Origin of the sequence: Paraburkholderia phenazinium, assembly GCF_900142845.1 — a bacterium.
Taxonomy (GTDB): domain Bacteria; phylum Pseudomonadota; class Gammaproteobacteria; order Burkholderiales; family Burkholderiaceae; genus Paraburkholderia; species Paraburkholderia phenazinium_A.
In genome coordinates this window covers 3,150,285-3,171,336 of the sequence record NZ_FSRU01000002.1, presented here as the reverse complement: position 1 = coordinate 3,171,336, position 21,052 = coordinate 3,150,285, and the positions used below count along the sequence as shown (strand labels likewise).

General features: G+C 62.5%; 24 protein-coding genes. 10 read left to right on the top strand and 14 right to left on the bottom strand.

Annotated elements, in window-relative coordinates; translation table 11 throughout:
- Nucleotides 1-155: 155 nt before the first annotated feature.
- A complete protein-coding gene (locus BUS12_RS31265) occupies nt 156-542 on the bottom strand; it encodes a hypothetical protein (protein WP_074301194.1) in 387 nt (128 codons plus the stop codon).
- A 255-nt stretch (nt 543-797) separates the two neighbouring features.
- On the opposite strand from BUS12_RS31265, the gene BUS12_RS31260 reads away from it, so the two are divergent.
- The gene (locus tag BUS12_RS31260) at nt 798-1,322 is read left to right on the top strand and encodes a MarR family winged helix-turn-helix transcriptional regulator (protein WP_074301796.1); all 525 of its coding nucleotides are present in this window, start codon (nt 798-800) and stop codon (nt 1,320-1,322) included.
- A 138-nt stretch (nt 1,323-1,460) separates the two neighbouring features.
- Nucleotides 1,461-3,023, top strand: a complete 1,563-nt coding sequence (locus tag BUS12_RS31255) for a DHA2 family efflux MFS transporter permease subunit (protein WP_074301193.1) — start codon at nt 1,461-1,463, stop codon at nt 3,021-3,023.
- Between the two features lie 46 nt (nt 3,024-3,069).
- On the opposite strand, the gene BUS12_RS31250 is transcribed toward BUS12_RS31255, so the two are convergent.
- The 4 genes from BUS12_RS31250 to ada form a co-directional block, all read right to left on the bottom strand.
- Complete coding sequence (locus tag BUS12_RS31250; protein ID WP_143788508.1) at nt 3,070-3,573, bottom strand: hypothetical protein; 504 nt, start codon at nt 3,571-3,573, stop codon at nt 3,070-3,072.
- A gap of 312 nt (nt 3,574-3,885) precedes the next feature.
- Nucleotides 3,886-5,502 (bottom strand): glutamate--cysteine ligase, encoded by a 1,617-nt coding sequence (gshA, locus tag BUS12_RS31245; protein ID WP_074301795.1) that lies wholly within the window; start codon nt 5,500-5,502, stop codon nt 3,886-3,888.
- Nucleotides 5,503-5,747: 245 nt separating this feature from the next.
- Complete coding sequence (locus BUS12_RS31240; protein WP_074301192.1) at nt 5,748-6,668, bottom strand: DNA-3-methyladenine glycosylase family protein; 921 nt, start codon at nt 6,666-6,668, stop codon at nt 5,748-5,750.
- Nucleotides 6,665-7,876, bottom strand: coding sequence for a bifunctional DNA-binding transcriptional regulator/O6-methylguanine-DNA methyltransferase Ada (ada, locus tag BUS12_RS31235; RefSeq protein WP_083640685.1), 1,212 nt, complete (start codon nt 7,874-7,876; stop codon nt 6,665-6,667). Before ada ends, BUS12_RS31240 begins: the two co-directional genes overlap by 4 nt.
- Before the next feature lie 447 nt (nt 7,877-8,323).
- On the opposite strand from ada, the gene BUS12_RS31230 reads away from it, so the two are divergent.
- Nucleotides 8,324-8,737: a VOC family protein gene (locus tag BUS12_RS31230; protein WP_074301191.1), complete on the top strand. Its 414-nt coding sequence runs from the start codon at nt 8,324-8,326 to the stop codon at nt 8,735-8,737.
- Nucleotides 8,738-8,818: 81 nt separating this feature from the next.
- On the opposite strand, the gene BUS12_RS31225 is transcribed toward BUS12_RS31230, so the two are convergent.
- The 3 genes from BUS12_RS31225 to sap1 form a co-directional block, all read right to left on the bottom strand.
- Nucleotides 8,819-9,373, bottom strand: coding sequence for a YaeQ family protein (locus BUS12_RS31225; protein WP_074301190.1), 555 nt, complete (start codon nt 9,371-9,373; stop codon nt 8,819-8,821).
- Nucleotides 9,374-9,619: 246 nt separating this feature from the next.
- On the bottom strand, nt 9,620-10,597 hold the full coding sequence (locus BUS12_RS31220) for a LysR family transcriptional regulator (RefSeq protein WP_074301189.1): 978 nt from the start codon (nt 10,595-10,597) through the stop codon (nt 9,620-9,622).
- 399 nt (nt 10,598-10,996) lie between these two features.
- Complete coding sequence (sap1, locus tag BUS12_RS31215) at nt 10,997-11,338, bottom strand: surface attachment protein Sap1 (protein ID WP_074301188.1); 342 nt, start codon at nt 11,336-11,338, stop codon at nt 10,997-10,999.
- A gap of 497 nt (nt 11,339-11,835) precedes the next feature.
- Here sap1 and BUS12_RS31210 point away from each other — a divergent pair, with 497 nt between their 5' ends.
- Nucleotides 11,836-12,462 (top strand): LysE family translocator, encoded by a 627-nt coding sequence (locus BUS12_RS31210; protein WP_074301187.1) that lies wholly within the window; start codon nt 11,836-11,838, stop codon nt 12,460-12,462.
- Between the two features lie 83 nt (nt 12,463-12,545).
- On the opposite strand, the gene speG is transcribed toward BUS12_RS31210, so the two are convergent.
- Nucleotides 12,546-13,088 carry a spermidine N1-acetyltransferase gene (speG, locus tag BUS12_RS31205; protein WP_074301186.1) on the bottom strand — a complete coding sequence of 181 codons (543 nt, stop codon included), beginning with the start codon at nt 13,086-13,088 and terminating at the stop codon, nt 12,546-12,548.
- Nucleotides 13,089-13,406: 318 nt separating this feature from the next.
- Here speG and BUS12_RS39015 point away from each other — a divergent pair, with 318 nt between their 5' ends.
- Entirely contained in the window at nt 13,407-13,571 is a 165-nt protein-coding gene (locus BUS12_RS39015; RefSeq protein ID WP_171991672.1) for a hypothetical protein, read from the top strand.
- A 22-nt stretch (nt 13,572-13,593) separates the two neighbouring features.
- On the opposite strand, the gene BUS12_RS31200 is transcribed toward BUS12_RS39015, so the two are convergent.
- Complete coding sequence (locus BUS12_RS31200) at nt 13,594-14,034, bottom strand: HIT family protein (protein WP_074301185.1); 441 nt, start codon at nt 14,032-14,034, stop codon at nt 13,594-13,596.
- Nucleotides 14,035-14,290: 256 nt separating this feature from the next.
- On the opposite strand from BUS12_RS31200, the gene BUS12_RS31195 reads away from it, so the two are divergent.
- Both BUS12_RS31195 and BUS12_RS31190 read left to right on the top strand, forming a co-directional pair.
- Nucleotides 14,291-14,638, top strand: a complete 348-nt coding sequence (locus BUS12_RS31195; RefSeq protein WP_074301184.1) for an ecotin precursor — start codon at nt 14,291-14,293, stop codon at nt 14,636-14,638.
- Nucleotides 14,639-14,746: 108 nt separating this feature from the next.
- On the top strand, nt 14,747-14,947 hold the full coding sequence (locus tag BUS12_RS31190) for a hypothetical protein (RefSeq protein WP_074301183.1): 201 nt from the start codon (nt 14,747-14,749) through the stop codon (nt 14,945-14,947).
- A 73-nt stretch (nt 14,948-15,020) separates the two neighbouring features.
- On the opposite strand, the gene BUS12_RS39010 is transcribed toward BUS12_RS31190, so the two are convergent.
- Nucleotides 15,021-15,188: a hypothetical protein gene (locus BUS12_RS39010; protein WP_171991738.1), complete on the bottom strand. Its 168-nt coding sequence runs from the start codon at nt 15,186-15,188 to the stop codon at nt 15,021-15,023.
- A gap of 409 nt (nt 15,189-15,597) precedes the next feature.
- Between BUS12_RS39010 and BUS12_RS39005 the strand changes: the two genes are divergently transcribed.
- A complete protein-coding gene (locus BUS12_RS39005) occupies nt 15,598-15,756 on the top strand; it encodes a hypothetical protein (RefSeq protein ID WP_171991737.1) in 159 nt (52 codons plus the stop codon).
- Between the two features lie 39 nt (nt 15,757-15,795).
- On the opposite strand, the gene BUS12_RS39700 is transcribed toward BUS12_RS39005, so the two are convergent.
- Entirely contained in the window at nt 15,796-15,921 is a 126-nt protein-coding gene (locus tag BUS12_RS39700) for a hypothetical protein (RefSeq protein ID WP_283204761.1), read from the bottom strand.
- A 622-nt stretch (nt 15,922-16,543) separates the two neighbouring features.
- Between BUS12_RS39700 and BUS12_RS31185 the strand changes: the two genes are divergently transcribed.
- Nucleotides 16,544-16,852 (top strand): DUF4148 domain-containing protein, encoded by a 309-nt coding sequence (locus tag BUS12_RS31185; RefSeq protein WP_074301182.1) that lies wholly within the window; start codon nt 16,544-16,546, stop codon nt 16,850-16,852.
- Nucleotides 16,853-17,019: 167 nt separating this feature from the next.
- Here BUS12_RS31185 and BUS12_RS31180 read toward each other — a convergent pair whose 3' ends face one another.
- Both BUS12_RS31180 and mnmE read right to left on the bottom strand, forming a co-directional pair.
- Nucleotides 17,020-18,261: a tyrosine-type recombinase/integrase gene (locus BUS12_RS31180; protein WP_074301181.1), complete on the bottom strand. Its 1,242-nt coding sequence runs from the start codon at nt 18,259-18,261 to the stop codon at nt 17,020-17,022.
- 566 nt (nt 18,262-18,827) lie between these two features.
- On the bottom strand, nt 18,828-20,228 hold the full coding sequence (mnmE, locus tag BUS12_RS31175; protein WP_074301180.1) for a tRNA uridine-5-carboxymethylaminomethyl(34) synthesis GTPase MnmE: 1,401 nt from the start codon (nt 20,226-20,228) through the stop codon (nt 18,828-18,830).
- 360 nt (nt 20,229-20,588) lie between these two features.
- On the opposite strand from mnmE, the gene BUS12_RS31170 reads away from it, so the two are divergent.
- Nucleotides 20,589-20,996 (top strand): transcriptional regulator, encoded by a 408-nt coding sequence (locus BUS12_RS31170; protein WP_074301179.1) that lies wholly within the window; start codon nt 20,589-20,591, stop codon nt 20,994-20,996.
- The last annotated feature ends 56 nt before the right edge of the window (nt 20,997-21,052 follow it).

Genomic DNA, 21,052 nt, shown 5'->3' with positions numbered 1-21,052 from the left:
GCTGTGGGTGTGTAACTCGCGCGGTGGCGACGGTTACGTGCCGTTACGGCCGGCCGGGTGCGCCGGCGGAAGGGGGGCTGCGCAGCGGCATGAGGCAAGAAGCCCCGAGGCGGAAACGGAAACGGGAGGGGGCAGCCGGGCGGCGCGCCCCTGTCTTAGCAGCGCAAATCCGCTGTGGTTTGCCGGGCTTGTTTGCCGGCTGCTGCCCGGCAAGCCGGCGCTTCGGCGCGCGGCTGGCAGGCGGTGGCAATGCCCTGCGCCAGAGCCGGTGCGACGGGCTTCACGGCGGTGGCGGGCTTGATGGCACCCGCGTTTCCGAGCAGCGCCACCGGAGCGACGAGCGCTGCGGCCTTTGCTGCACGGCCATTGCGACGGTGGTCGAGCCACGCAAAGAACATCACCCCGAGCGATCCCCCCGGCAGCACAAACATCACCACGTACAGCGCCAGTTTCAACCAGCGGTACGGTCCCTGGAAGGTTTGCAGGGCGGTGTCGTGAAGGGAGCGGCTCAGGCCACCCAGGGTGTTTTTCAGGTACAGCATGATGAGAATCCTCTACGCACCGTCAGGGTAGGGTGCGCGGCAAAGCGGTCAGAACATGGTCTCGGGTGGCGCGGATCGCGCGTAACTCGTTGCCTGTAATAATATTGACTATGCAATTAAATTTCAAGATACTTTGCGTCACGTCAGCTTGCCCTGTTGTTTTTTCGCGAGCATGACGAGGGATGCCGAGGTTGACTTGTCTGCTTAGGCAGCTAAAATCCCGTCTGCTTCATGACGATTAACAGCGAATCTTCGATGACCGACGGTCCCTACAACGCCGACGAGATTCACCTCGAATCGAGTCTGGGCTATTACCTGTCGAAAGCGCGCAATGTGCTGGTCGAGCGGATGGACCGCGCGGTCAAGCCGTTGGGGCTCACGGCGCAGCAGATCGGCGTGATCCTGATGTTGTCTTGCAACCGGGCTCATACGCCGTATGAGCTGTCCCGCGCCATGTCGTACGACAGCGGCTCGATGACGCGCATGCTCGATCGCCTTGAAAAGAAAGGCTTTATTGTCCGTTCGCGGAGCGATGCCGACCGTCGCATGGTCAAGCTCGAACTGACGCCGCACGGACGCGATGTGGCCCAGCAACTGCCACGGCTGGGCTCGGCGGTGCTGAACGAACAGCTGCAAGGTTTCACCGCCGACGATGTCGCGACGCTGACGGGCCTGTTGGGCCGCCTGATCGCAAATGGCTCGGGTAGCGGCGAGGACAGCGGGTTCCAGGGCTGCCCGGCCGCGCAAAACTCACCGTTGCCGGAAGACGGCGAACTGTAGTCAGGAGACGTGCCTCAGCGCGTCGATGTCCCAGCAAATATCTGTCTGGGCAGAAGATGACGGAACATGTAAGACATCCTGGCCGACGGCAAAATATGCATGTCGGATCAAGCTTCTGCCGACTGAGGAGATTCGATCATGGCCGCTACGGCTCCCGCAGTTGCCGCACCCGCCGCTGAACCTGCCCCGCTAGCCGGCGGCACACTGGCGTTGCTCACCATTGGGCTGGCGCTCGGCACGTTCATGGAAGTGCTCGATACGTCGATTGCCAACGTCGCCGTGCCGACCATTTCCGGCAGTCTCGGCGTCGCCACTAGCCAGGGCACCTGGGTGATCTCGTCGTATTCGGTCGCCTCGGCGATCGCGGTGCCGCTGACCGGCTGGCTCGCGCGCCGGGTCGGCGAAGTGCGCCTGTTCACGCTGTCGGTGCTGCTGTTCTCCATCGCGTCGGCCTTGTGCGGCTTCGCGCAGAACTTCGAGTCGCTGATTGCGTTCCGGCTGCTGCAGGGGCTCGTGTCCGGGCCGATGGTGCCGCTCTCGCAGACCATCCTGATGCGCTCGTATCCGCCCGAAAAGCGCGGCCTGGCGCTCGGCCTATGGGCGATGACGGTGATCGTCGCGCCGATCTTCGGACCGGTGATGGGCGGCTGGATCACCGACAACTACACGTGGCCGTGGATCTTCTACATCAACGTGCCGATCGGCCTGTTTTCCGCCGCATGTGCGTACGTGCTGCTGCGCGGCCGCGAAACGAAGACGACGAAGCAACGGATCGATGCAGTTGGCCTCGCGCTGCTGGTGAGCGGCGTGTCGTGCCTGCAGATGATGCTCGACCTCGGCAAGGATCGCGACTGGTTCAACTCGAACTTCATCGTCGCGCTGGCGATCATTGCCGTGGTCTCGATTGCCTTCCTGCTGGTCTGGGAGATGACCGAGAAGGAACCGGTGATCGACCTGTCGCTCTTCAAGGACCGCAACTTTGCGCTCGGCGTGCTGATCATCTCGTTCGGCTTCATGGCGTTCTTCGGCTCGGTGGTGATCTTCCCGCTCTGGCTGCAGACGGTGATGGGTTACACGGCCGGGCTCGCCGGGCTGGCGACCGCGCCCGTCGGACTGCTCGCGCTGGTACTCTCGCCGATGATCGGCCGCAACATGCACCGGCTCAATCTGCGGATGGTGGCGAGCTTCGCGTTCGTCGTGTTTGCGTTCGTGTCGTTCTGGAACTCGACCTTCACGCTCGACGTGCCGTTCAATCACGTGATCTGGCCGCGTATCGTGCAGGGGATCGGCGTGGCGTGCTTCTTCGTGCCGATGACCACCATCACGCTGTCCAGCGTGTCCGACGAGCGGCTTGCGAGCGCCTCGGGTCTGTCGAACTTTTTCCGTACCTTGTCGGGCGCGATCGGCACCGCGATCAGTACGACGTACTGGGAAAACGACACGATCTACCATCACGCAGTGCTGACGGAATCGGTCAGTACCTATGCGCCGAATACCACCGCCTATAGCGATTCCCTCACGGCCCTCGGCTTCGCTGGACAAAGCACGACGGCGCAATTGAATCAGATCGTCACGCAGCAGGCGTACATGATGGCGACCAACGATTTCTTCCGCATCTCGTGCGTGGCCTTTATCGTGCTGGCCGCGCTGGTCTGGATCACGAAGCCGCGCAAGGGCGCGGGTCCTTCGCTGGGGCATTGAGGGGCAACGGACAGGCAGCGCCGCCCGCTACGGCGGCGCTTCCGTCTTACTGACTCACCGGCACGTCGCCAGGCGTCGCCACGGATTGCGCCGGCGCGGCCTCGAGCGACGGCGTAGCTCCGGCCGGCGCGGTCGCACCATTGGTTTGCGGCGCCGGACTGCCCGCCACGCCGCTACGCACGAACTCCTTGAAGTCGGCGCCGGCTTCCCATGGATTCGGTTTGCATCCCAGCGAACTGTCGCAATGCGCGGCGAAGCCGATCGTCGCGGTGCCGTCGTTGTTGGGTGTCTTTGTGATCTGATACGCCAGCGCGCGTTTGCCGCCCAGCGGGCCGGCGGTCTGGATCAGCGAATCGCTGGCGGCCTCGATCTTGTAGGTCGAATGACTGGTCACCCAGGCCTGGGCGCGTTGCCACCAGAGATTGCATTCGGTTGCGTTCGAACACGTCAGCGGCGTGGTGGCGACCTGCATGACGTCGGGGTTCACCTGCCCGCGCGTCGAGCAGCCCGCGGCCAGCACGCACAATGTTGCCAACAGAGCTTTCTTCATCGCCTTGCTTCCTCTTTGCGTGGAGACAACCGGACGCGCGCAAGCGGCGCGCGGAAGGTCATTCAGTGTAAAGGTTGGACCGCTGCGATTCGAAGGTGTTTCATACGCTTCGCCGAAAGCCTGGCGGCTAGCACTTCTTGCCGAAACGGCAGGTGTCGCACGCGCCGTATGCGTAGCCGTTACCGGCCTCGGTTGAAGCGCTCGTTTGATGAAGCGTCGCTGCAAACATAAAGGGCAGCCTGTTTCGAGGCTGCCCTATTCCGCTTACGTGACACGCGCCGCGGCGCGGCGTGCGCACGACCCGAGCGTCGTCTACACGCTAAAGCGATTCAACGTATAGGCACGATAAGCGGCGACGAAGGCGTCGAACGAACCGACTTCATCGTGCTCGAGCTTGGCCTGCTGTTCGAGCGATTGCGTGGCGAGATCCGCGAACGCTTGCGTGGCGCCGGCGTCGAGCGGCCGTGCGCGGAAATACGCGGCGTGCGCCTCGCTCTGTTCAAGGGCGAAGGCGAGAAAACTCTGCTGCTTGTCGCGCATGGTCTGCAGCACGCGCGCGGACGGCGTCAGCGACGCATCGGCAAGCTTCGCACGCTGCGCGGCGAGTGCGCGTGCGTGCGAGTCGTCGCCGCGCAATGCGTCGAGCGCCTTGGCGGCAATCTCGATCTTCGCGAACAGTTCGTCGGCCCACTCGCGCATGGCGATCGGCTGGCCATCGCGCGTGAGTTCGAGGCCGGGTTTGCGTCCTTCCTGGGTGACGCGCCCGAAGTTCTGATTGGCTTCGCAATACGCACCCGGCGGCAGCAACGGGCTTTCTTCGAGTGCGCAGACCAGCAGGTACGCATCGAGAAAGCGCGCGGTTTCCAGTGCGATGCCGGTCGGCTCGAACGGATCGATATCCATGCAGCGCACTTCGACGTACTGCACGCCGCGCGCGGCAAGCGCATGCAGCGGACGCTCGCCAGGATACGTCACGCGCTTGGGGCGAATTGTCGAGTAGAACTCGTTTTCGATCTGCAGCACGTTGGTGTTGATCTGCACCCACTCGCCGTCGCGTTGCGTGCCGATTTTTTCGTACGGCGGATACGGCTGGCTGACCGCCTTGGCCAACGCATCGAGGTAGCCGTGCAGCGTGTCGTAGTCCGCGTGCAGCGCGGCCTGCGCGGTGGTGTTCGAGTAGCCGAGATCGCTCATCCGCAAGCTGGTCGCATACGGGCGATACAGCGTGTCGGCGTCGAAGGTCTCGAGCGTATGGTTACGCTCGCGCAGGAAACGGCGATCCAGCGCCGGCGACGCGCCGAACAGGTACATCAGCAGCCAGTTGGTGCGGCGGAAATTGCGGATCAGCGCGAGATAGCGCTCGGACTGGAAGTCCACCGCGCTCGCCGTGGATTGCTGGTCCGCATGCAGCAGACGCCACACTTCTTCGTTCAGCGAATAGTTGTAGTGGATGCCGGCGATGGTTTGCATCGTGCGGCCGTAGCGCAGCGCGAGGCCTACGCGGTACACGTACTTCAGCTTGCCGATGTTCGACGAGCCGTATTGCGCGATCGGAATGCCGTCGTCGGTGGCGGGCAGCAGGCCCGGCATGGAGTTGTTCCACAGGATCTCGCCGTCGAGCCTGGCGTAGACGAAACGATGCAGCTCATCGAGCTTGTCGAGCGTGATCGAGGCGTCGTGTTCCGCTGGCGTGATCAGTTCGATCAGCGCTTCCGAATAGTCGGTGGTCAGCGACGGATGCGTGAGCGCCGAGCCGAGCGCGTGCGGATGCGGTGTCATCGCGAGTGCGCCGTCGGGCGTCACGCGCAGGCTTTCCCGTTCGATGCCGCGCAGGCCGGTCGTCAGCGCGTCGCGCTGTGGGCCGGAGGCGAGCACGGACAGGCGGTGCGAAAGCAGGTCGGTCGTGCGGGAAGGTGTGGTGTTTGGCATTGATGCGAGTCGGACGTTGTCGGCCGCCATGTGCCGCTCAATTGAAGCTATGTGCGGTCGACAACATCCGGCGGAATTTTCAGTAGCGGGCACTTTAACATCTAGCCACGACCCCTGCTTGAGGCCACCTTGACCACCTCCCGGGCGGCTTTTGTCAGGTTGCTTCGGGATGCTGCGAGCCCCGCTTACTCTACGCCGCAAGCGCCTTGCCCGCGATCCGCGCTCGCCCCACTAGCGCGTTTGCGCTAGCCGCCGCGTGCCGCGCCCGCGCGGTCCGCCACCTCGTTCCACAGATGCATGGCCGCGTAGGCTCGCCATGGACGCCAGGCGTCGGTACGCGCTCGCTGCTGGGTCGGCCGCTGCAGGGTTGGGTCGCGGGCGGCGATCGACTGCATCAGCACCAGGTCCCACGCGGGCCAGGCGTCGGCGTCGCGCCAGGCGCGCATCGCCACGTATTCGACGGTCCACGGGCCGATGCCGGGCAGCGCCAGCAGCGCGGCGCGCAAGGCGGCGGTGTCGACGGCGGCATGGCGGTCGAGCGGCACGGCGCCGCTTGCGACCGCCGCCGCCATGCCCTGCAGCGCCGCCACGCGCTTGCCCGGCATGCCGATCTGCGCCATGTCCGCGGCGGCCAGGGCGGCCGGCGTCGGAAAGCGCCAGGCGGTGCGTTCGTGCGGGTGGTCCTCGATGCGTTGCCCGGCGCGCTGCACCAGCCGGCCGATGATCGTCGTGGCCGCCTTCACGCTGACCTGCTGGCCGACGATTGCCCGCACCACCAGTTCGAAGGCCGACCACGCCCCCGGCACGCGCAGGCCCGGCGCGGCTTCGATCAGCGGCGCGAGCCACGGATCGGCGGCGAAATGCGCGCCGATGGCTTTCGGATCCGCGTGCAGGTCGAACATCCGCGCAATCGGTGCGGCGAGCGCCTCGGCATGACGGCCGGCGGGGCCGTCGATGGTGGCGACGATACAACGCTTGCGCGGGTGCGGGCGGACCGTCAGCGTGCCGCTGTCGCCGGCCCAGTCGATGGCGCGGCGGTACGCGCCCTCCTCGACCGCTTCGACGCCGGGGGTGGCGCGCCCGGCGAAGAAGCGCAGGATGCGCGGCCAGTCGAAGGGCGCCTTGAACGGCAGTTCGAGGACGGCGAGGTCAGTGGCAGTGCTCACGCGGCGTGATCCAGATTGGGGGTGGGCGGTGTGGATGATTTTGCCTTGCTTTTACCGGTGGCTGCGGTGGCCGTGACGACAGCATTGGCCTGAACCCGCAGCGGTGCGGCCGTATGCGCGGCACTCGCGTCCACACCTTCCACACCCGCGCGATGAGCCTCGGCATCGAGCAGCGCCGCCTTACGCGGCAGTCCCCAGCGATAGCCGGCAAGCGCCCCACCCTTTTGCACCACGCGATGACACGGAATCGCCAGCGCGACCGGGTTCGACGCGCAGGCGCTCGCGACCGCCCGCACCGCGCGCGGCGAACCGACGGCCTCGGCGATATCCGAATAGCTGCGCGTCTCGCCGTACGGGATACGCCGCAGTGCGTCCCAGACACGCTGGCGGAACGCCGTGGCGTCGATATCGAGCGGCAGGTCGAAGCGCTGGCGGGTGCCGTGCAGATAGGCGTCCACCTGCGCGATAAACGGCGCGAGCCGGGCGGCGTCCTCGACCAGCTCGGCGTTGGCGAACTCGCCGCGCAACTCGGTGGCGAGCGCCGCGGCGTCGTCACCGAAGCCGATCTTGCAGATGCCCTTGGCAGTGGCGGCCACCAGCACGAAGCCGAGCGCGGTCGGCGCGCTGGCGTAATGCACGGTCAGGCCAGCACCCTTGCGCCGGTAGGCCGACGGCGCCATCCCCAGCTCGGTCGGTGCGCTTTCGTACATGCGCGACGGCGAGCCGAAGCCGGCGTCGACAGTGGCGCGCGTCACGTCCGTGCCGCGGTGGAGCGCCTCGCGCAGCGCCGCGCCGCGCTGGGCCGCCTGATACTGGCGCGGCGACACGCCCACGACGCGTTTGAACAGCCTTTGCAGGTGAAACGGGCTGACATGCACGGCGTCGCTCAACTGGGCAAGCGTGAGGCGCTGCTGCGGATCGGCGTCGAGCGCGGCGCAGGCGCGATTCACGATCTCGAGCTCGCGCGGCAGGCCGCCGGGCTGGCAGCGCTTGCATTCGCGATAGCCCGCAGTGCGGGCGGCGTCTGCCGTAGCGAAGAAATCAACGTTCTCACGACGCGGCTGGCGCGACGCGCACGACGGGCGGCAGAACACGCCGGTGGTTTTGACGCCGTAGAAGAAAGCGCCATCGGCGTGCGGGTCGCGCTGGGTCAAGGCGTCCCAGCGTTCGGCGTCGGTAGACCAGGCAGGTGTCACGGTACGGTTCATGATGTCCTCGAAAAGACGGTTTCGATGGTCACCAATGTAGTTTGCATGCCGACACACTACGCTCCGGTTCTTGCTCTGTCATTGTGCGGCCCGTGCGGCGACAGGGGTTCTGGGGCCTGTCCAGCGCCAGTTTAGGGCCGGTTCAGCCCAGCTTCCCGGCCGGCTGCGACAAAACGCCACCGCATCGGGTTTTCCCTTAAAAAGTTATTGCGTCGCACCAACCCCGTGTGTATAGTAGTTCCTGTCTCCTCCATGTCTCCTCCTGATATGGATTCAGCCTGCTCCCTGAGAGCGGGCTTTTTTTTGCCTGTCGGTTTTGTTCCAGACCGCCGCTGACCGGGTCCGCGCTTCTTCCGCCGCCCGCCTCGCTCTTCGAGGTCTCCAGGCACCCCGCCTTTCTCCTACACTGCCATTGACCGGTAGAGAACCGTCCAAGAGGCGCCTTCCATGAAGATCCACATTCGCGAGATCGACCATGTTGTCATCCGGGTCGCCGATCTCGAATCCATCACTCGTTTCTACTGCGATGTGCTCGGCTGCAGCGTCGAAAAAGAGCAGCGCGACCTCGGGCTGATCCAGTTGCGTGCGGGGCGCTCGTTGATCGATCTGCTCAAGGTGGGCGCGAAAATCGACCGGCCCGACAGCTGCACACCCGGCGAGGGTCGAAATATGGATCATCTGTGCCTGCGCGTCGAAGGGTTCGACGGCGAAGCGCTCAAGGCGCATTTGCAGGAGCGTGGCGCGCGGATCGGCGAGCTGGGCGTGCGTTACGGCGCGGATGGCTTTGGACCGTCGCTGTATCTGTTCGACCCCGAGGGCAATATGGTCGAACTGAAAGGGCCGCCGGAGGGGGCCGTCTGAACGGCCTGGCTAGCCGGAATTGCGTGTGAGGGGGCTTGAACCGGTGCGGGCGGTGTCCTGACCGTTTCGCCTCTCCGTCAACTAGGCGTTCGCCGGCGCCTTCAAAACAGTCCATTCGATCGGTACCGGATCTGCGTCGGCACTGCCGAGCCACGCGGCGCCGTCCTGCACGGTGCATTGCAGACGCATGGTTCGTTCGGCCAGCTTGCCGAGCGCGGCGCCGACGTCTTCGCCGAGCGTCCAGACCGTCACGTTACGCAGCCGATCCACCTTGTTGCGAATCCCCTGCCACCAGATCTCGGACGTGCGGCCGCCGTAGGCGATCACCACGACTTCGTTGGAGCGGCCGCTCGCCTTCGCGATGCGCCGTTCGTCGGGCTGGCCGACTTCGATCCACGTTTCGATCGCGCCGGTCAGATCCTTTTGCCACAGATCCGGCTCGTCGGCGTCCGACAGGCCTTTGCAGAACTCGAGGCGTTCCTGGGCGAACAGCGCGAACGCGGCCACGCGCACCATCATGCGTTCGTCGGTTTCCGACGGATGGCGCGCGATCGTCAGCGCATGATCGGCGTAGTAATGCCGGTCCATGTCCGCAATCTGCAGTTCTGCCTTGTAAATCGTCGATTTGAGAGCCATGCCAATCCAGGGGCCCGCGCCTGCGGACCGGACAGAGAAGGAATCGTCGGCAGCTCGCTGCCGCTTACCATGTTGTTTGTACATTGCTCGCTCCTGCACTGGGCTGCGGGCGGCGGCGTGAGGCAGCCTTGGGAACAAGGCAGCGAAACGGCGCCGGCCGGATTGCAGCCGCGAGGTAGCGAGGTCGGATCACGCACGATGGACGCCTGCGCTAGCGTGGCTGCTTCTGCAGCCACGAATGAGCATTTAACGTGCCACCGCTGGGTCGAAGGCCGCACCATACACGCCGACGGCCGCCGAGCGCAAGGCTTCCAGCACCATCGACGCCGCCGGCGACAGCAATTGCGCCTGGCGCGTGATGATACCGAATGTATCCATTCTGCACGGTAGATCCACCGGCATTCGCTTCAGCAAGCCGTACTGCTGGTACTCGCGCGCCACTTCGTCGGGCAGGACGGCGAGCATGTCGCTGTGGAGCAAAAGGCTCGAAATAGCCAAAAAGTTGTTCGTATTGACGACATTTTGCGGTGGATTGAGCCCAATCTGCGAAAACATCAGATCAAAACGGTGGCGCAATACGCTGCCGGGCGGGTGCAATACCCAGCTCGCGTCCACGACTTCGCGCAGCGTCAAATCTGTTTCATTTTCGAGAGGATGTCCGGTCCGGGCGACCACGCATAACGGTTCGTCCGCGAGCGGTTCGTAGCGGACTTCGGTTTTCAGCGGATCCTGCCGCTCAAGCACGCGGCCGATCATGATGTCGAGTTCGCCCTCCGCGACCTGCGCGAGCATGACGTCGGAGGTCTCGACCTGTAGCCAGATCTGCAATTGCGGATAACGCTCTTTCACGCTGGCGATGGCGCGCGGCACCATGGTCGCGGCCGCCGCGGCGATCACGCCGATCCGCACCTGCCCGGTCAGGCCTGCGCGCAACGCCGATATCTCGTCATGCGCATGACTGAGGTTCGACAGCACCATGCGCGCGTGGCGAATCATCACTTCGCCGTAGAGCGTGGCGCGCATGCCGTGCGGCGTGCGGTCGAACAGGCTCACGCCGAGCATGTCTTCGAGCTCTTTCAGCAGGCGCGACGCGGCGGGTTGGGTGATGCCGAGCGAGTCGGCGGCGCGCCGGACGTTGCCCTCCTCCTCCATTGCCGCCAGCAGCAGCAATTGACGCGTCTTGAGCCGCGCGCGCACGAACCAGTTGGAATTACTACGTGTCATGGGTGTCCCGAGATCGCGGCTCATTGCCGTCTGCGTGCAGCGGATTCGATGATGCCATACCCGAATTGATATCCGGAATAAGGGAAAACGGGGTGGAGTGTTATCTCGGCGGCAGAATGGCATTCGTGCGGCGTGTGGGTGCCGGTCGCCATTTGCTACGACGGGGATTGTTGCTGGGAGATAAACAGGAAGCGAAGCAGATATAAGGCAGTCCGTATCAGCGCTTTTTCGTCTCGCGGACTGAGTAAAAATAAAACGGCCGGGCAATTGCCCAGCCGTTTTCATTTACGTCGATGGATGACGCAGGATTTTAACCACGCGTATTCATCACCGGACGTCTTTAAGGCGCCTGGCGTAGCGTTCAATCGGACGAGGTTTTAAAACCTCGTCGTAGCCTCGCTACTGCTTGATGAAGCGATCGTTAGCCCAAAGGCCTTGCGTGTCGCTATTGCCGGCATTGACGAATTCGACATCATGTCCGACCACGCGCACGACGCGGAAACTCGAATTCTCCGGAGTCGAGAGGCACTGATAGCCGGAGAAGAATTCCTGCATCTGCTGCTGTTCGCCGGCCTGGGCGTGCTGATCGGCGGCGTCGAGTTTATCCTTCGACAGGCAACCATACGCGTTCGGCTTGAACTGGATGGTTTGCGCCGGCTTGATCACGCTATCCTGGGCCTGCACCGCAGACGCGGCGGCCAATGCCGCCACGGCGAAAAGAAGAGCGACCTGCTTTTTCATATTTGCCTCCGTGCGGGTTATTACTCAGGTTAGCTATGTATTTAACTTCTAGGTTGAACCCGCATCTTGCACTTTAGAAGAAGCTGAGCCGACGACAAGCACATCTTGTGTGCGCTCGCAACAGTGGCGAATTGTCGCACCTGAGATGACAGCGCTTTAAAGGCCTTGACGCGACGGGAAACAGCCGTTTTATGACGGATTCCTTAAAGTCGCAAAGGGCGCTTCGCTTTAACAGTCAAAGCTTCGCGACATTCATGCGCGTAAACGAGTACATCTAATTAAGCGACTTAATACGAATTTAAAACGGCTTGATGCGCCGCACACAAAGTCATTCAACAGATAATTGAAAAAGCAGCAGATATGGGGCTAGTTGCAGAATAAAAACGGTGCCAGGTCTTGTTGGCGTCGTTCGGACGAGGCCGCCGCGTCGCAAGAAAAGTTGCTTGCAGTCGCCGAAAGTTCGTGGATAAATCAGGCGACTTTCTGGAGACTTCCTCATGACGCTTGCCCATTGGCTTCCCTTTGCGATCGCTTCGGCGATTCTGGTTGCAATCCCCGGCCCGACCGTGCTGCTGGTCATTTCGTACGCGCTCGGCCACGGCCGCCGCTTTGCGCTGGTCACGACCGCCGGTGTGGCGCTTGGCGACCTGACCTCGATGACGGCCTCGATGCTCGGGCTCGGCGTGATCCTCGCGGCATCCGCGGCGCTGTTTACGGCGCTGAAGTGGGTCGGCGCGGCCTATCTGATCTATCTCGGCATCAAGCTGTGGCGCGCGCCTGCGCAGGCGCCGGATACGCCGGATACGGCCGAGACGCGCACCAGCCGGATCTTCGCGCACGCGTTCGCGGTGACCGCGCTCAACCCGAAGAGCATCATTTTCTTCGTCGCGTTCGTGCCGCAGTTCATTGATCCGCACGTGGCCGCCACATCGCAGATCGTGGCTTTCGAGGCGACGTTTGTGCTGCTCGGCACCCTGAATGCGTTCTGCTACGCGATGCTGGCCTCGGCTGCACGCCGTGCGATCCGCAGTCCGCGGGTGCAGCGCGTCGTGAATCGGACCGGCGGCACCCTGCTGATCGGCGCGGGTATTTTCGCTGCGACCTGGAAGAAGGCGTCGGCCTGAGCATCGCTCGCGGTTGGTTGGGCAGCGGCTTTGCGAGCGGCGCAGCCAAGCGTGACGTGAAGGCGCGTGAGCCGGGCGCCGCGTCAGTCGCCGCGCTTGTAGGTCGCGAAGAACTCTTGCTGGAACAGGCACATGCGCAAGGCGTTGTGATACTTGCCGTTGCCAAAGAACTCCTCGATCAGTTCCGCTTCGTGCTTGAAGCCGCATTTCTCGTAGACGTGGATCGCGGCGGCGTTCGACGTGTCGACGATCAGGTAGATCTTGCGCAGATTGAGCACTGAAAACGCGTAGTCGATTGCGAGGCGCGTCGCGATGGTCGCGTAGCCACGACCCTGCGCCTGCGGGGCGATGATGATCTGGAATTCGCCGCGCCGGTGGATGTAGTCGAGCTCGATCAGCTCGACCAGGCCCATTGTTTCGCCGGCGTTATCGACGGCGACAAAACGGCGTTCGCGCTGATCGTGTACGTGCTGGTCGTAGAGCTGCGACAGTTCCGAAAACGTTTCATAGGGCTCTTCGAACCAGTAACGCATGATCTTCGCGTTGTTGTTCACTGCGTGCACGAAGCGCAGATCGTCGCGCTCCAACGGCCTTAAGGTGAGCTTGGCATCGCGTTCAACGGTCATGAGATTCCCCTTGGAATTGATTGGTTTTAGATTGCGCCGGATTGACCGTGTTGTGTCGAAAACGGCGGGGCCCACGACATGGCCCATGATGTCCGGCGAGTCAGGGTTAGTCCTGGCGCGGGCCCTGGGGTTCAGCAACCAGGGGGCCGACACAGCGGCGCAGCGCCCGCCCGGTGAGGTGTGGCAAGGGTCTTGCAGGGTCAGGGCGTCGCTTTGTCGCAGACCGGGGCCGGATGCTTATGCGCGCGCGGGCACACACCGGGCACGAGGAGTGCGCCTACAATGCAATCAAGGACTGGCCGATAGGAGGATGCTGTGATGGAGCACCTGATACTAGGCGCGTTTCTGGTCGTGCCGCTGCTGATAGTCGCGTTCCTGTTCTCCGATGAACTGTGGCAGGAACATCTCCAGCGCGCGCAGAAAGACCACCCGCGGCATATCGATTGGCATCATCCGTTGCGCAGTCTGCTGCATCGTCATTGAGGTCTTTCGACGTACGTCACGGTCATAAGCGGCGCGCCGGCTCGTCGCCAAGCTGCGCACGGATGCGTTGCGCGAGGGCTTCGAGCGTCGCCTGCGGGGCCATTTCGCGTGCATGCATGCGCAGCGCCTGACCTTCCCAACGCGGGATCACGTGAAAGTGCACATGCGCGACTGTCTGGCCCGCTGCCGCACCGTTGAACTGGCCGATAAACATTCCATCCGGTTGCAGCGCCGCGCGTAGCGCCACGGCGATTTTCTGCGTCATCCGCATGCAGGCCACCGTCGCGGCATCGGAGAGTTCGAAGATCTCCGCAGCGGCTTCTTTCGGCACCACCAGCACATGCCCGTCCGACTGCGGCATCAGATCCATGAAAGCCAGCGTGGCATCCGTCTCGGCGACCTTGATGCACGGTAGTTCGCCGCGCAAAATTCTGGCGAACGGGTTGCTCTCGTCGTACTTCATGGCGTTCCTCCGGGTTCTGATTTGTCCGTTTTTGTGGCGTTTGTATCAGCGCAAACGGGATTTTTCACCGCCGCATCATGATGCGAGTCCGCGTCCGGCGCAAGCAGACGGGCGCGGCAGCCTCACCGTATCCGATGGCGCGCCTCGCCGCCGCTTACGCCGGTAATACCTCGTTACCACTTGCAGCATCTGTTTCTGCGCTTCGCGCTCACAATCCGCCGCATGTACTTACATGACCTGATGGCGGAAAAATAAAATGCGAAAAATTGCGGCAGCAGTGTTGATGGTCGGCGGCCTGGCCGTCGCGGGTCAGGCTTCGGCTCATGACGGCGGCGCCATTGTCGGCGCGCTGCTGGGCGGCGCGGTGCTGGGTGCGGTGGTCGGTTCGGCGTTGAACCCCGCGCCGCCGGTCGTGTATCAGGCGCCGGCTTACGCGCCTGTCTACCAGGCGCCGGTTTATGCACCGGTGTACCAACAGGCACCCGTCTATGCAGGGCCCCCGCCCGGATACTGCTATGACCAGTATCAAGGCGGGTACGTCGCATGCGGTCCGGCACCGGCGGGGCCCTACGGCTATGCGCCGCCGCCGCAACCGGGTTGGTAAGCGTCTGGGCGCGTAAAGCGTCCGCGCTAGTGGTTTCACTCCATGGGATATGCCCGGGTGCGGTGCACGGGCACTAAAGTTTGCGCAGAACAGGCCGACATCCTGGCAATGAACGACGAACATTCCATCCCCTTCGGGCCGGGACATCCGCAGTATCTCGAGGCGCGAGCCCTCGCACTGAGCATCGCGGCAATCCGCAAAGCTCAGGGCAAGAGGAATCCGGTCGATTACGCGGTGGGCTCACCCGACTGGGAAACTGCGGACGAAGACTTCGCGCGCGACGTTTTGCGCATACTCGGCGGCCGATAAGCCGCCGACCATTGCCGCACAGCGGGGGCACGCGTGCCGCCCGCTTTGCGCGCGCCAACGTTTGCGCGTGCCATCAATGCCGGTGACGCATCCAGTCGACGTGATGCGTATCGAGCCAGCGCTCCCGGCGCCCTTCCTGATCGCCGTCACGATGATGGTAGTGAGCGACAGCCCACAGCGCGACGCCCACCACAGCCATTACGAGTGGCCCCAGCAAATAAGCCATTACCGATTCAGTCATGAGACCCTCCGTCGAGGTCGCGACCGCTATCACAGACGATGGCTGTATTTTAGGCGATAGCCGAGGGTAAACGGGTGCTTTAGCGCGAGGGCATTCGCGTGTGTGGGGTCGGTCTTCCAGCATCGAACCGCCAAAGTTAAGCGGATTCTTGGTTTGCCTTCGCACATTCGCGTGCGCCGGCCTGCGGCAGGATGCGTGTGCGCGACGCCGGTCCCCGGATAGCGCGTGTGAGTGATACGCCGAAACCCTTCGCCCGCCTTGCGCGGGCTTTCTTTTGTGCGGTGAAGACGTGTGGACTTGCCTTTGCTGCAGGCAGCAGGATTGCCGTCCTGGTAATTGGACACTCGCCTGTCAAAAGCCCCGGCTGCGATCTAAGATGAATCTCAAGGCATACTGACGAGGGGCAGCCATGGACGAGACAATGGTGGGCGTCGCAATGGGATTCTCCGTGCTGCTGATTGCCACCTTGCTGGTCGTCGGGCATTACCGGCGCGAGCATCTTCGGCAACGCATGATTCGGGCGATGCATGGGCGTCGCTTGCACGATTTCACTCGCCCGCGGCATTGACGGGATTTGTCAGCGCAGGCGCGTAGCCGGCCAACGCCATCACCGGATGTTGTGCTTCTCGAACCACTTGATCAGTCGATCGCGGTTCAGATGGGTCGCCCGTATCGCCGTGCCGAAGACGATCAGGATGGTCGCCATCGAAATGGCCAGCATTGACTCGGTCATGGCTGCCTCCCCAAGCATGCAACCTTGCTTGCAGTTTAGGCGTCCATAAACCGGTGAGAGAGCCTCAAGCCGTCGAATTTCGCGCTGCCGTTTCGCGTTGGCGAACGGGAAACAAAAAGGCCGCCAAATCGGCGGCCAGAAAATGGTACTACATGCGCGGGGGATCACGCACGGGACAGACTCTAAGCCATACCCAATGCGGTGGCGGCTTGTGCGCCGCATCGGTCTGAGATTTGTCGGATTCAGACTGCATTGGTTTTACGAGTCGCACCCCTGAATCGGCCACGCTAGCGTGAGACGGATTATTTGGGATGTCTAACGGTTGCGCGAAGATCACATGCTTCGCAAAGCGTCTGACGAAAGGTCTCGGACTGCTTTCTTGTGGGCTTCAACCTGGTTGGTCTACGACGGAACGGTGCTTTCGATGGGGCCGGTCGGCACCGCTCGACTGACCTGCGCTATGGATGCCATCAAGGAATTCTAGGGTTTATACCTAGTTTAAGAACAATACCTTCCAGGCAAGGTGCTTAATCTTAAGCGCTCACTTACCTAGACTGTCCTTACTGGCTACGAACAAGGGTGCTCGTAGCGGGACAAGAACAGAATCTCGAGGTAAGTCATCATGAAATCGCTGATCCAAGCTGTTGTCGTTGCTGCCGCATTGGCCGCTCCGGTCCTGTCGTTTGCCCAATCGAATGCGCCTGTCACCCGTGCTCAGGTACGCACCGATCTCGTCCAGCTCGAAAAGGCCGGCTATCGCCCGGGCGGCGATGACATCCATTACCCAGCAGCCGTGCAGGCCGCAGAAGCCCGCGTGGCCGCACAGAATGGCGCCGCGAGCGGTTACGGCGGGGTGGCGAACGGTGTGTCACAGTCGGGCGGCAGCCGGGTGTCGGCCGCGGACTGGAATGCCATGTATAGCCGTCCGTAACTGGCTTTAACGGATGCCCGGGTATGAGTGAAGCATAACCTAGCGAAAACGTCTCATTTCATTTACTGGAGACGTTTCGCTGGTTGATTGAGAATATCTGTGTACCAAAAGCGGGATTCTGCACGATGCCTGTGATTCGGCCAGGCATCGTGCGAAGCGAGGCGCCTTCAAACTCTGCGTCGTCGCCGTTCGGGTTCTACGGATGGACTCTCCGGCGGAACCGCTGCGATTTGCGCATCGACGAAATCCGCCCATCGTTGCAATACGCTGCGCTGTTTGTCGGCGCAGTCCGCTTGCTCGGTCGTATGCGCGGTCTCTTTGCCGGCGCGCGCAAGGGCCATTTCGATTGCCTCGGCCGCTTGACCCATCTCCAGCAGATGAGTTGCCGCGGTACGGCGAAAGTCGTGCAGAACGAAGTGTTCCACTTCCAGCCCGAGCGCCTTGACCGCCTGGTTCAGCGTGCTCTTCGCGATAGGACGATCCTCGCCTCTGACGGTCGGAAACACGAAGGTCCGGCTGCTCTTCATCTCTCGCAACTCGCGCAGCATCGCAACCGCCTGCTGCGGCAAATACACCCAATGCTCGCGGTCGCTTTTCATGCGCGTCGCAGGGATCTTCCATAGCGCAGACCTGAGGTCGAACTCGGCCCACGTGGCTTCGATCAGCTCGGACTTGCGGACCATCGTCAGCACGAGCAGATGCAATGCGAGCTTGAGCGGTCGGCGGATGCCCGATGCGCCAATCGCACGTAACGTGGTGCCGATTTCGCCGGGCGTGAGCACGCGGGTCCGGCTGTCCTGCGTCGCGATGAAGCGCGCCGGCACGACCGCCGCCGGGTTGCTGGTGGCGAGTTGCCGGCCGATCAGGAATTCGTAGAGTCGCTTGATGACGTTGCGCGTGTGGAGCGCCATCTTCGGGGAGCCGCGCTTCTTGATCCGGTCGCAGATCGCGACGATATCTTCCGACGTCACGCCGCTAATCGGCTTGTTACCGATGGCTCGTAGCACGTCCTTGTCGAGCGCGCGCCGGGTGGTCCGTTGATACTCTTCGGACTTGCTCGCCATCGCCACCGTCATGTAGAGCTCGGCGGCGTCGCGCAGAAGGTCGATGCGCTTTTCCGCGCCGCGATCTCGCCGCGCAGTGGCCGCCGGCGACACACCGGTCGCGACCATTTCGGCGTATTTCCGCGCCCGCTCACGCGCGACGCGCAGCGAAATCCGTTTGTAGTCGCCGATGGTGGTGAGCGGCTGGCGTTTGCCGTCGAGCGTGTAGCGAAAGCGCCATATCTTGTTGCCGGTTGGCATGATCTCCAGCACCAGACCGTTGCCGTCGGCGATGGAGTAGCGGGTTGCGCGGGGCTCCATCGCGCGGATTTGGGCTTCGCTGAGGGGAGGGACGGTTTTGGGCATGCTGGCGATGTTGGTACACAGGGTGTGTGAAATGGTGAAAATTCAAATCTGTGTACCGAAAATTGAGGCTTATTCAAGCGTCAAAGTATAGCGGAATTTGTTATTTTATTCCGTAATTTCAGCCTTATTGCTGATCTGTGCGCCTAGTATATTGCGAGAAGTCACGCACCGGCTCAGAAACGGATCAAAATCACTCCCAGTTGATCGATCTTGGGAGCATGCCAGGTGGTCGAACGTCAGATCCAGGATCGGCGCCATCACCGATGGTAAATCGGTCGGTTCGGCGGACGCGGTCCAGATCAGATAGCATTCCTGAATTTACGGACTACGACTTCTCGAAACCTGTCGATCCGAACGGCTTGCTGTCCAGCGGACCCTGATCAGAGGAGTATTTTCGGAAACACTGAAAATTTTGGTACACAGGACATGGAGAATGGCCGAAATACCATTTTGTGTACCAAATAGAGCAGGTCGTTTAGACCCTCTGTACGAGGTGCCAATTCGTCTTCTTTTGCCGACAGCAAAGGCCTATTGTAGATTTTTGTCTGTGGCCGTTGCGCGTTCCGTCACTTCCCAATACAAAAACGGCTAAAAATCACCCCCAAAAGATCATCCGACGTGAACTCCCCCGTAATCGAGTTCAGCTGCTCCTGGGCAAGCCGCAGTTCTTCCGCGAACAGATCAAGCGCCTGGGCATTCTGATCGGCGTGTTGCGCGGCCGTCGCAAGATGCTCCTGCGCTGCGCGCAGCGCAATCAGATGCCGCTCGCGTGCGAGGTACACGCTTTCCGCACCGGCCTGCCAACCAGCAATTCGCAGCAATTCCGCCCGCAGCAACGCGATACCATCGCCCTTCTTTGCCGACAGCCGCACTTCGCGCAGATCCACTTCCTTGGCTTCATCCAACGCGCGCACGGCTGGCGCGATGTCCGTCAAATCCGTCTTGTTCATCACACGCACCACCGGCACACCAGCAGGAAAACGCGCCGCAATCACATCATCCTCAGCGTTCATTCCCGTGCGGGCGTCGAGCAGATGCAACACCACGTCCGCGCGCTCAATCTCGTTCCACGTGCGCTCAATGCCGATCTTTTCCACCTCGTCCTCGGTTTCCCGCAGACCGGCGGTGTCGATCACATGCAAGGGGATCCCTTCGATCTGGATGGTCTGCGCGACCTTGTCGCGCGTCGTGCCGGCGATCGGCGTAACGATGGCCAGCTCGGCGCCCGCGAGCGCATTCAGCAGCGACGACTTGCCGACGTTGGGCTGCCCCGCCAGCACCACCGACAGCCCCTCGCGCAGCAACGCGCCCTGACGCGCCTCGTTCAGCACATGAGCGAGCTGCTCGCGAATCCGAGCGAGCTTGCCGCGCGCATCGGCGGCTTCGAGGAAGTCGATTTCCTCTTCAGGGAAGTCGAGCGTAGCTTCGACCAGCATCCGCAACGTGATGACCTCTTCGACCATGGCGTGAATGTCGCGCGAAAACGCGCCCTCCAGCGAGCGGCCCGCCGAGCGCGCGGCGGCCTCGGTGCTGGCTTCGATCAGATCGGCCACCGCCTCGGCCTGAGCCAGATCGAGCTTGTCGTTGAGGAACGCGCGGCGAGTGAATTCGCCGGGTTCCGCGAGCCGCAGTCCAACCGCGCGGCCCGCGTCGATGCAGCGCTGCAGAACCAGTTGCAGCACGATCGGCCCGCCGTGGCCTTGCAGTTCGAGCACGTGCTCGCCGGTGTACGAATTCGGCGCCGGAAAGTACAGGGCGATGCCGCGGTCGAGCGCGTTACCGGCCGCATCGAGGAAGGGCACATAACTCGCATGACGCGGCGTCAGAGTTTGACCGGTGAGCGCCTGCATCAATGGCTCCGCTGCTGCCGCGCCGGCCCGCCCGAACGAAATCCGGACCACGCCGATTCCGCCACGACCGGGCGCAGTGGCAATGGCGACAATGGGATCGGAGTCGGTGGCGAGCATGGAATTGGGCGCGAGAACAGAGAGAGCAGTAAGAACGGAAGACCCCGCTAGGGGCGCGAGGCATTGTAACGCGAGCGGTCCGGCTGGCTCCCGCGTGGCCGGCGAATCAGACTTTGGGACGTTTTCTCAGACAAATAAAGATTTATCTCAACTACGATAAGATAACTCTAGGAGTGAATACGACTGCCGATGCGGCCGCGATGCGTGAGATGCCCACCACAAAAGGAAAAAAGCGCATATTGACGAAATGGCGCGACGCTTTATCTGGCGCTCATCTTGGGCTAAAAGTAGCTTAAATGCGTGAAATTATCGCCTAAACGGTTGACCACTGTTGGAGCGCCGGATTGCACAATTTGGCCCATGCCGACATCCAAAGAAAAACTAGCGTTCGCCAAGAGGCTGCAGGACCAGATTGCCCGGAAGAACGTCAAGGGCGGGACTCAGCTCGCCAAAGAATTCAATCTGCTGCATCGGGGCGAAGCGCCCGTGTCGCCGCAGACCGCGCACAAGTGGCTGACGGGCCGAACCATTCCCACGCCGGACAAATTGCAGACACTCGCCGACTGGCTGGGTGTGGGCATGCACTGGCTCCATTATGGACCGCCGCCGCCGGTGGGCGTCAAAGCCAAGCCGCTGGCGCCGGGCGAAAAATACCCGTTGACGCCGGAGGCGATCGAGCTCGCTTCGAAGATCGAGGCGCTGGACCCGAAAGACCGTCATTTCCTCGAGGAGTTTGTCGACCGTCTGTACGACACCGGCAAGGAATAGCCCCTCGCGCGTCGCCTTCAACCGCTTTCTAATTGCCCATTAAAAAGCCGCCCGGT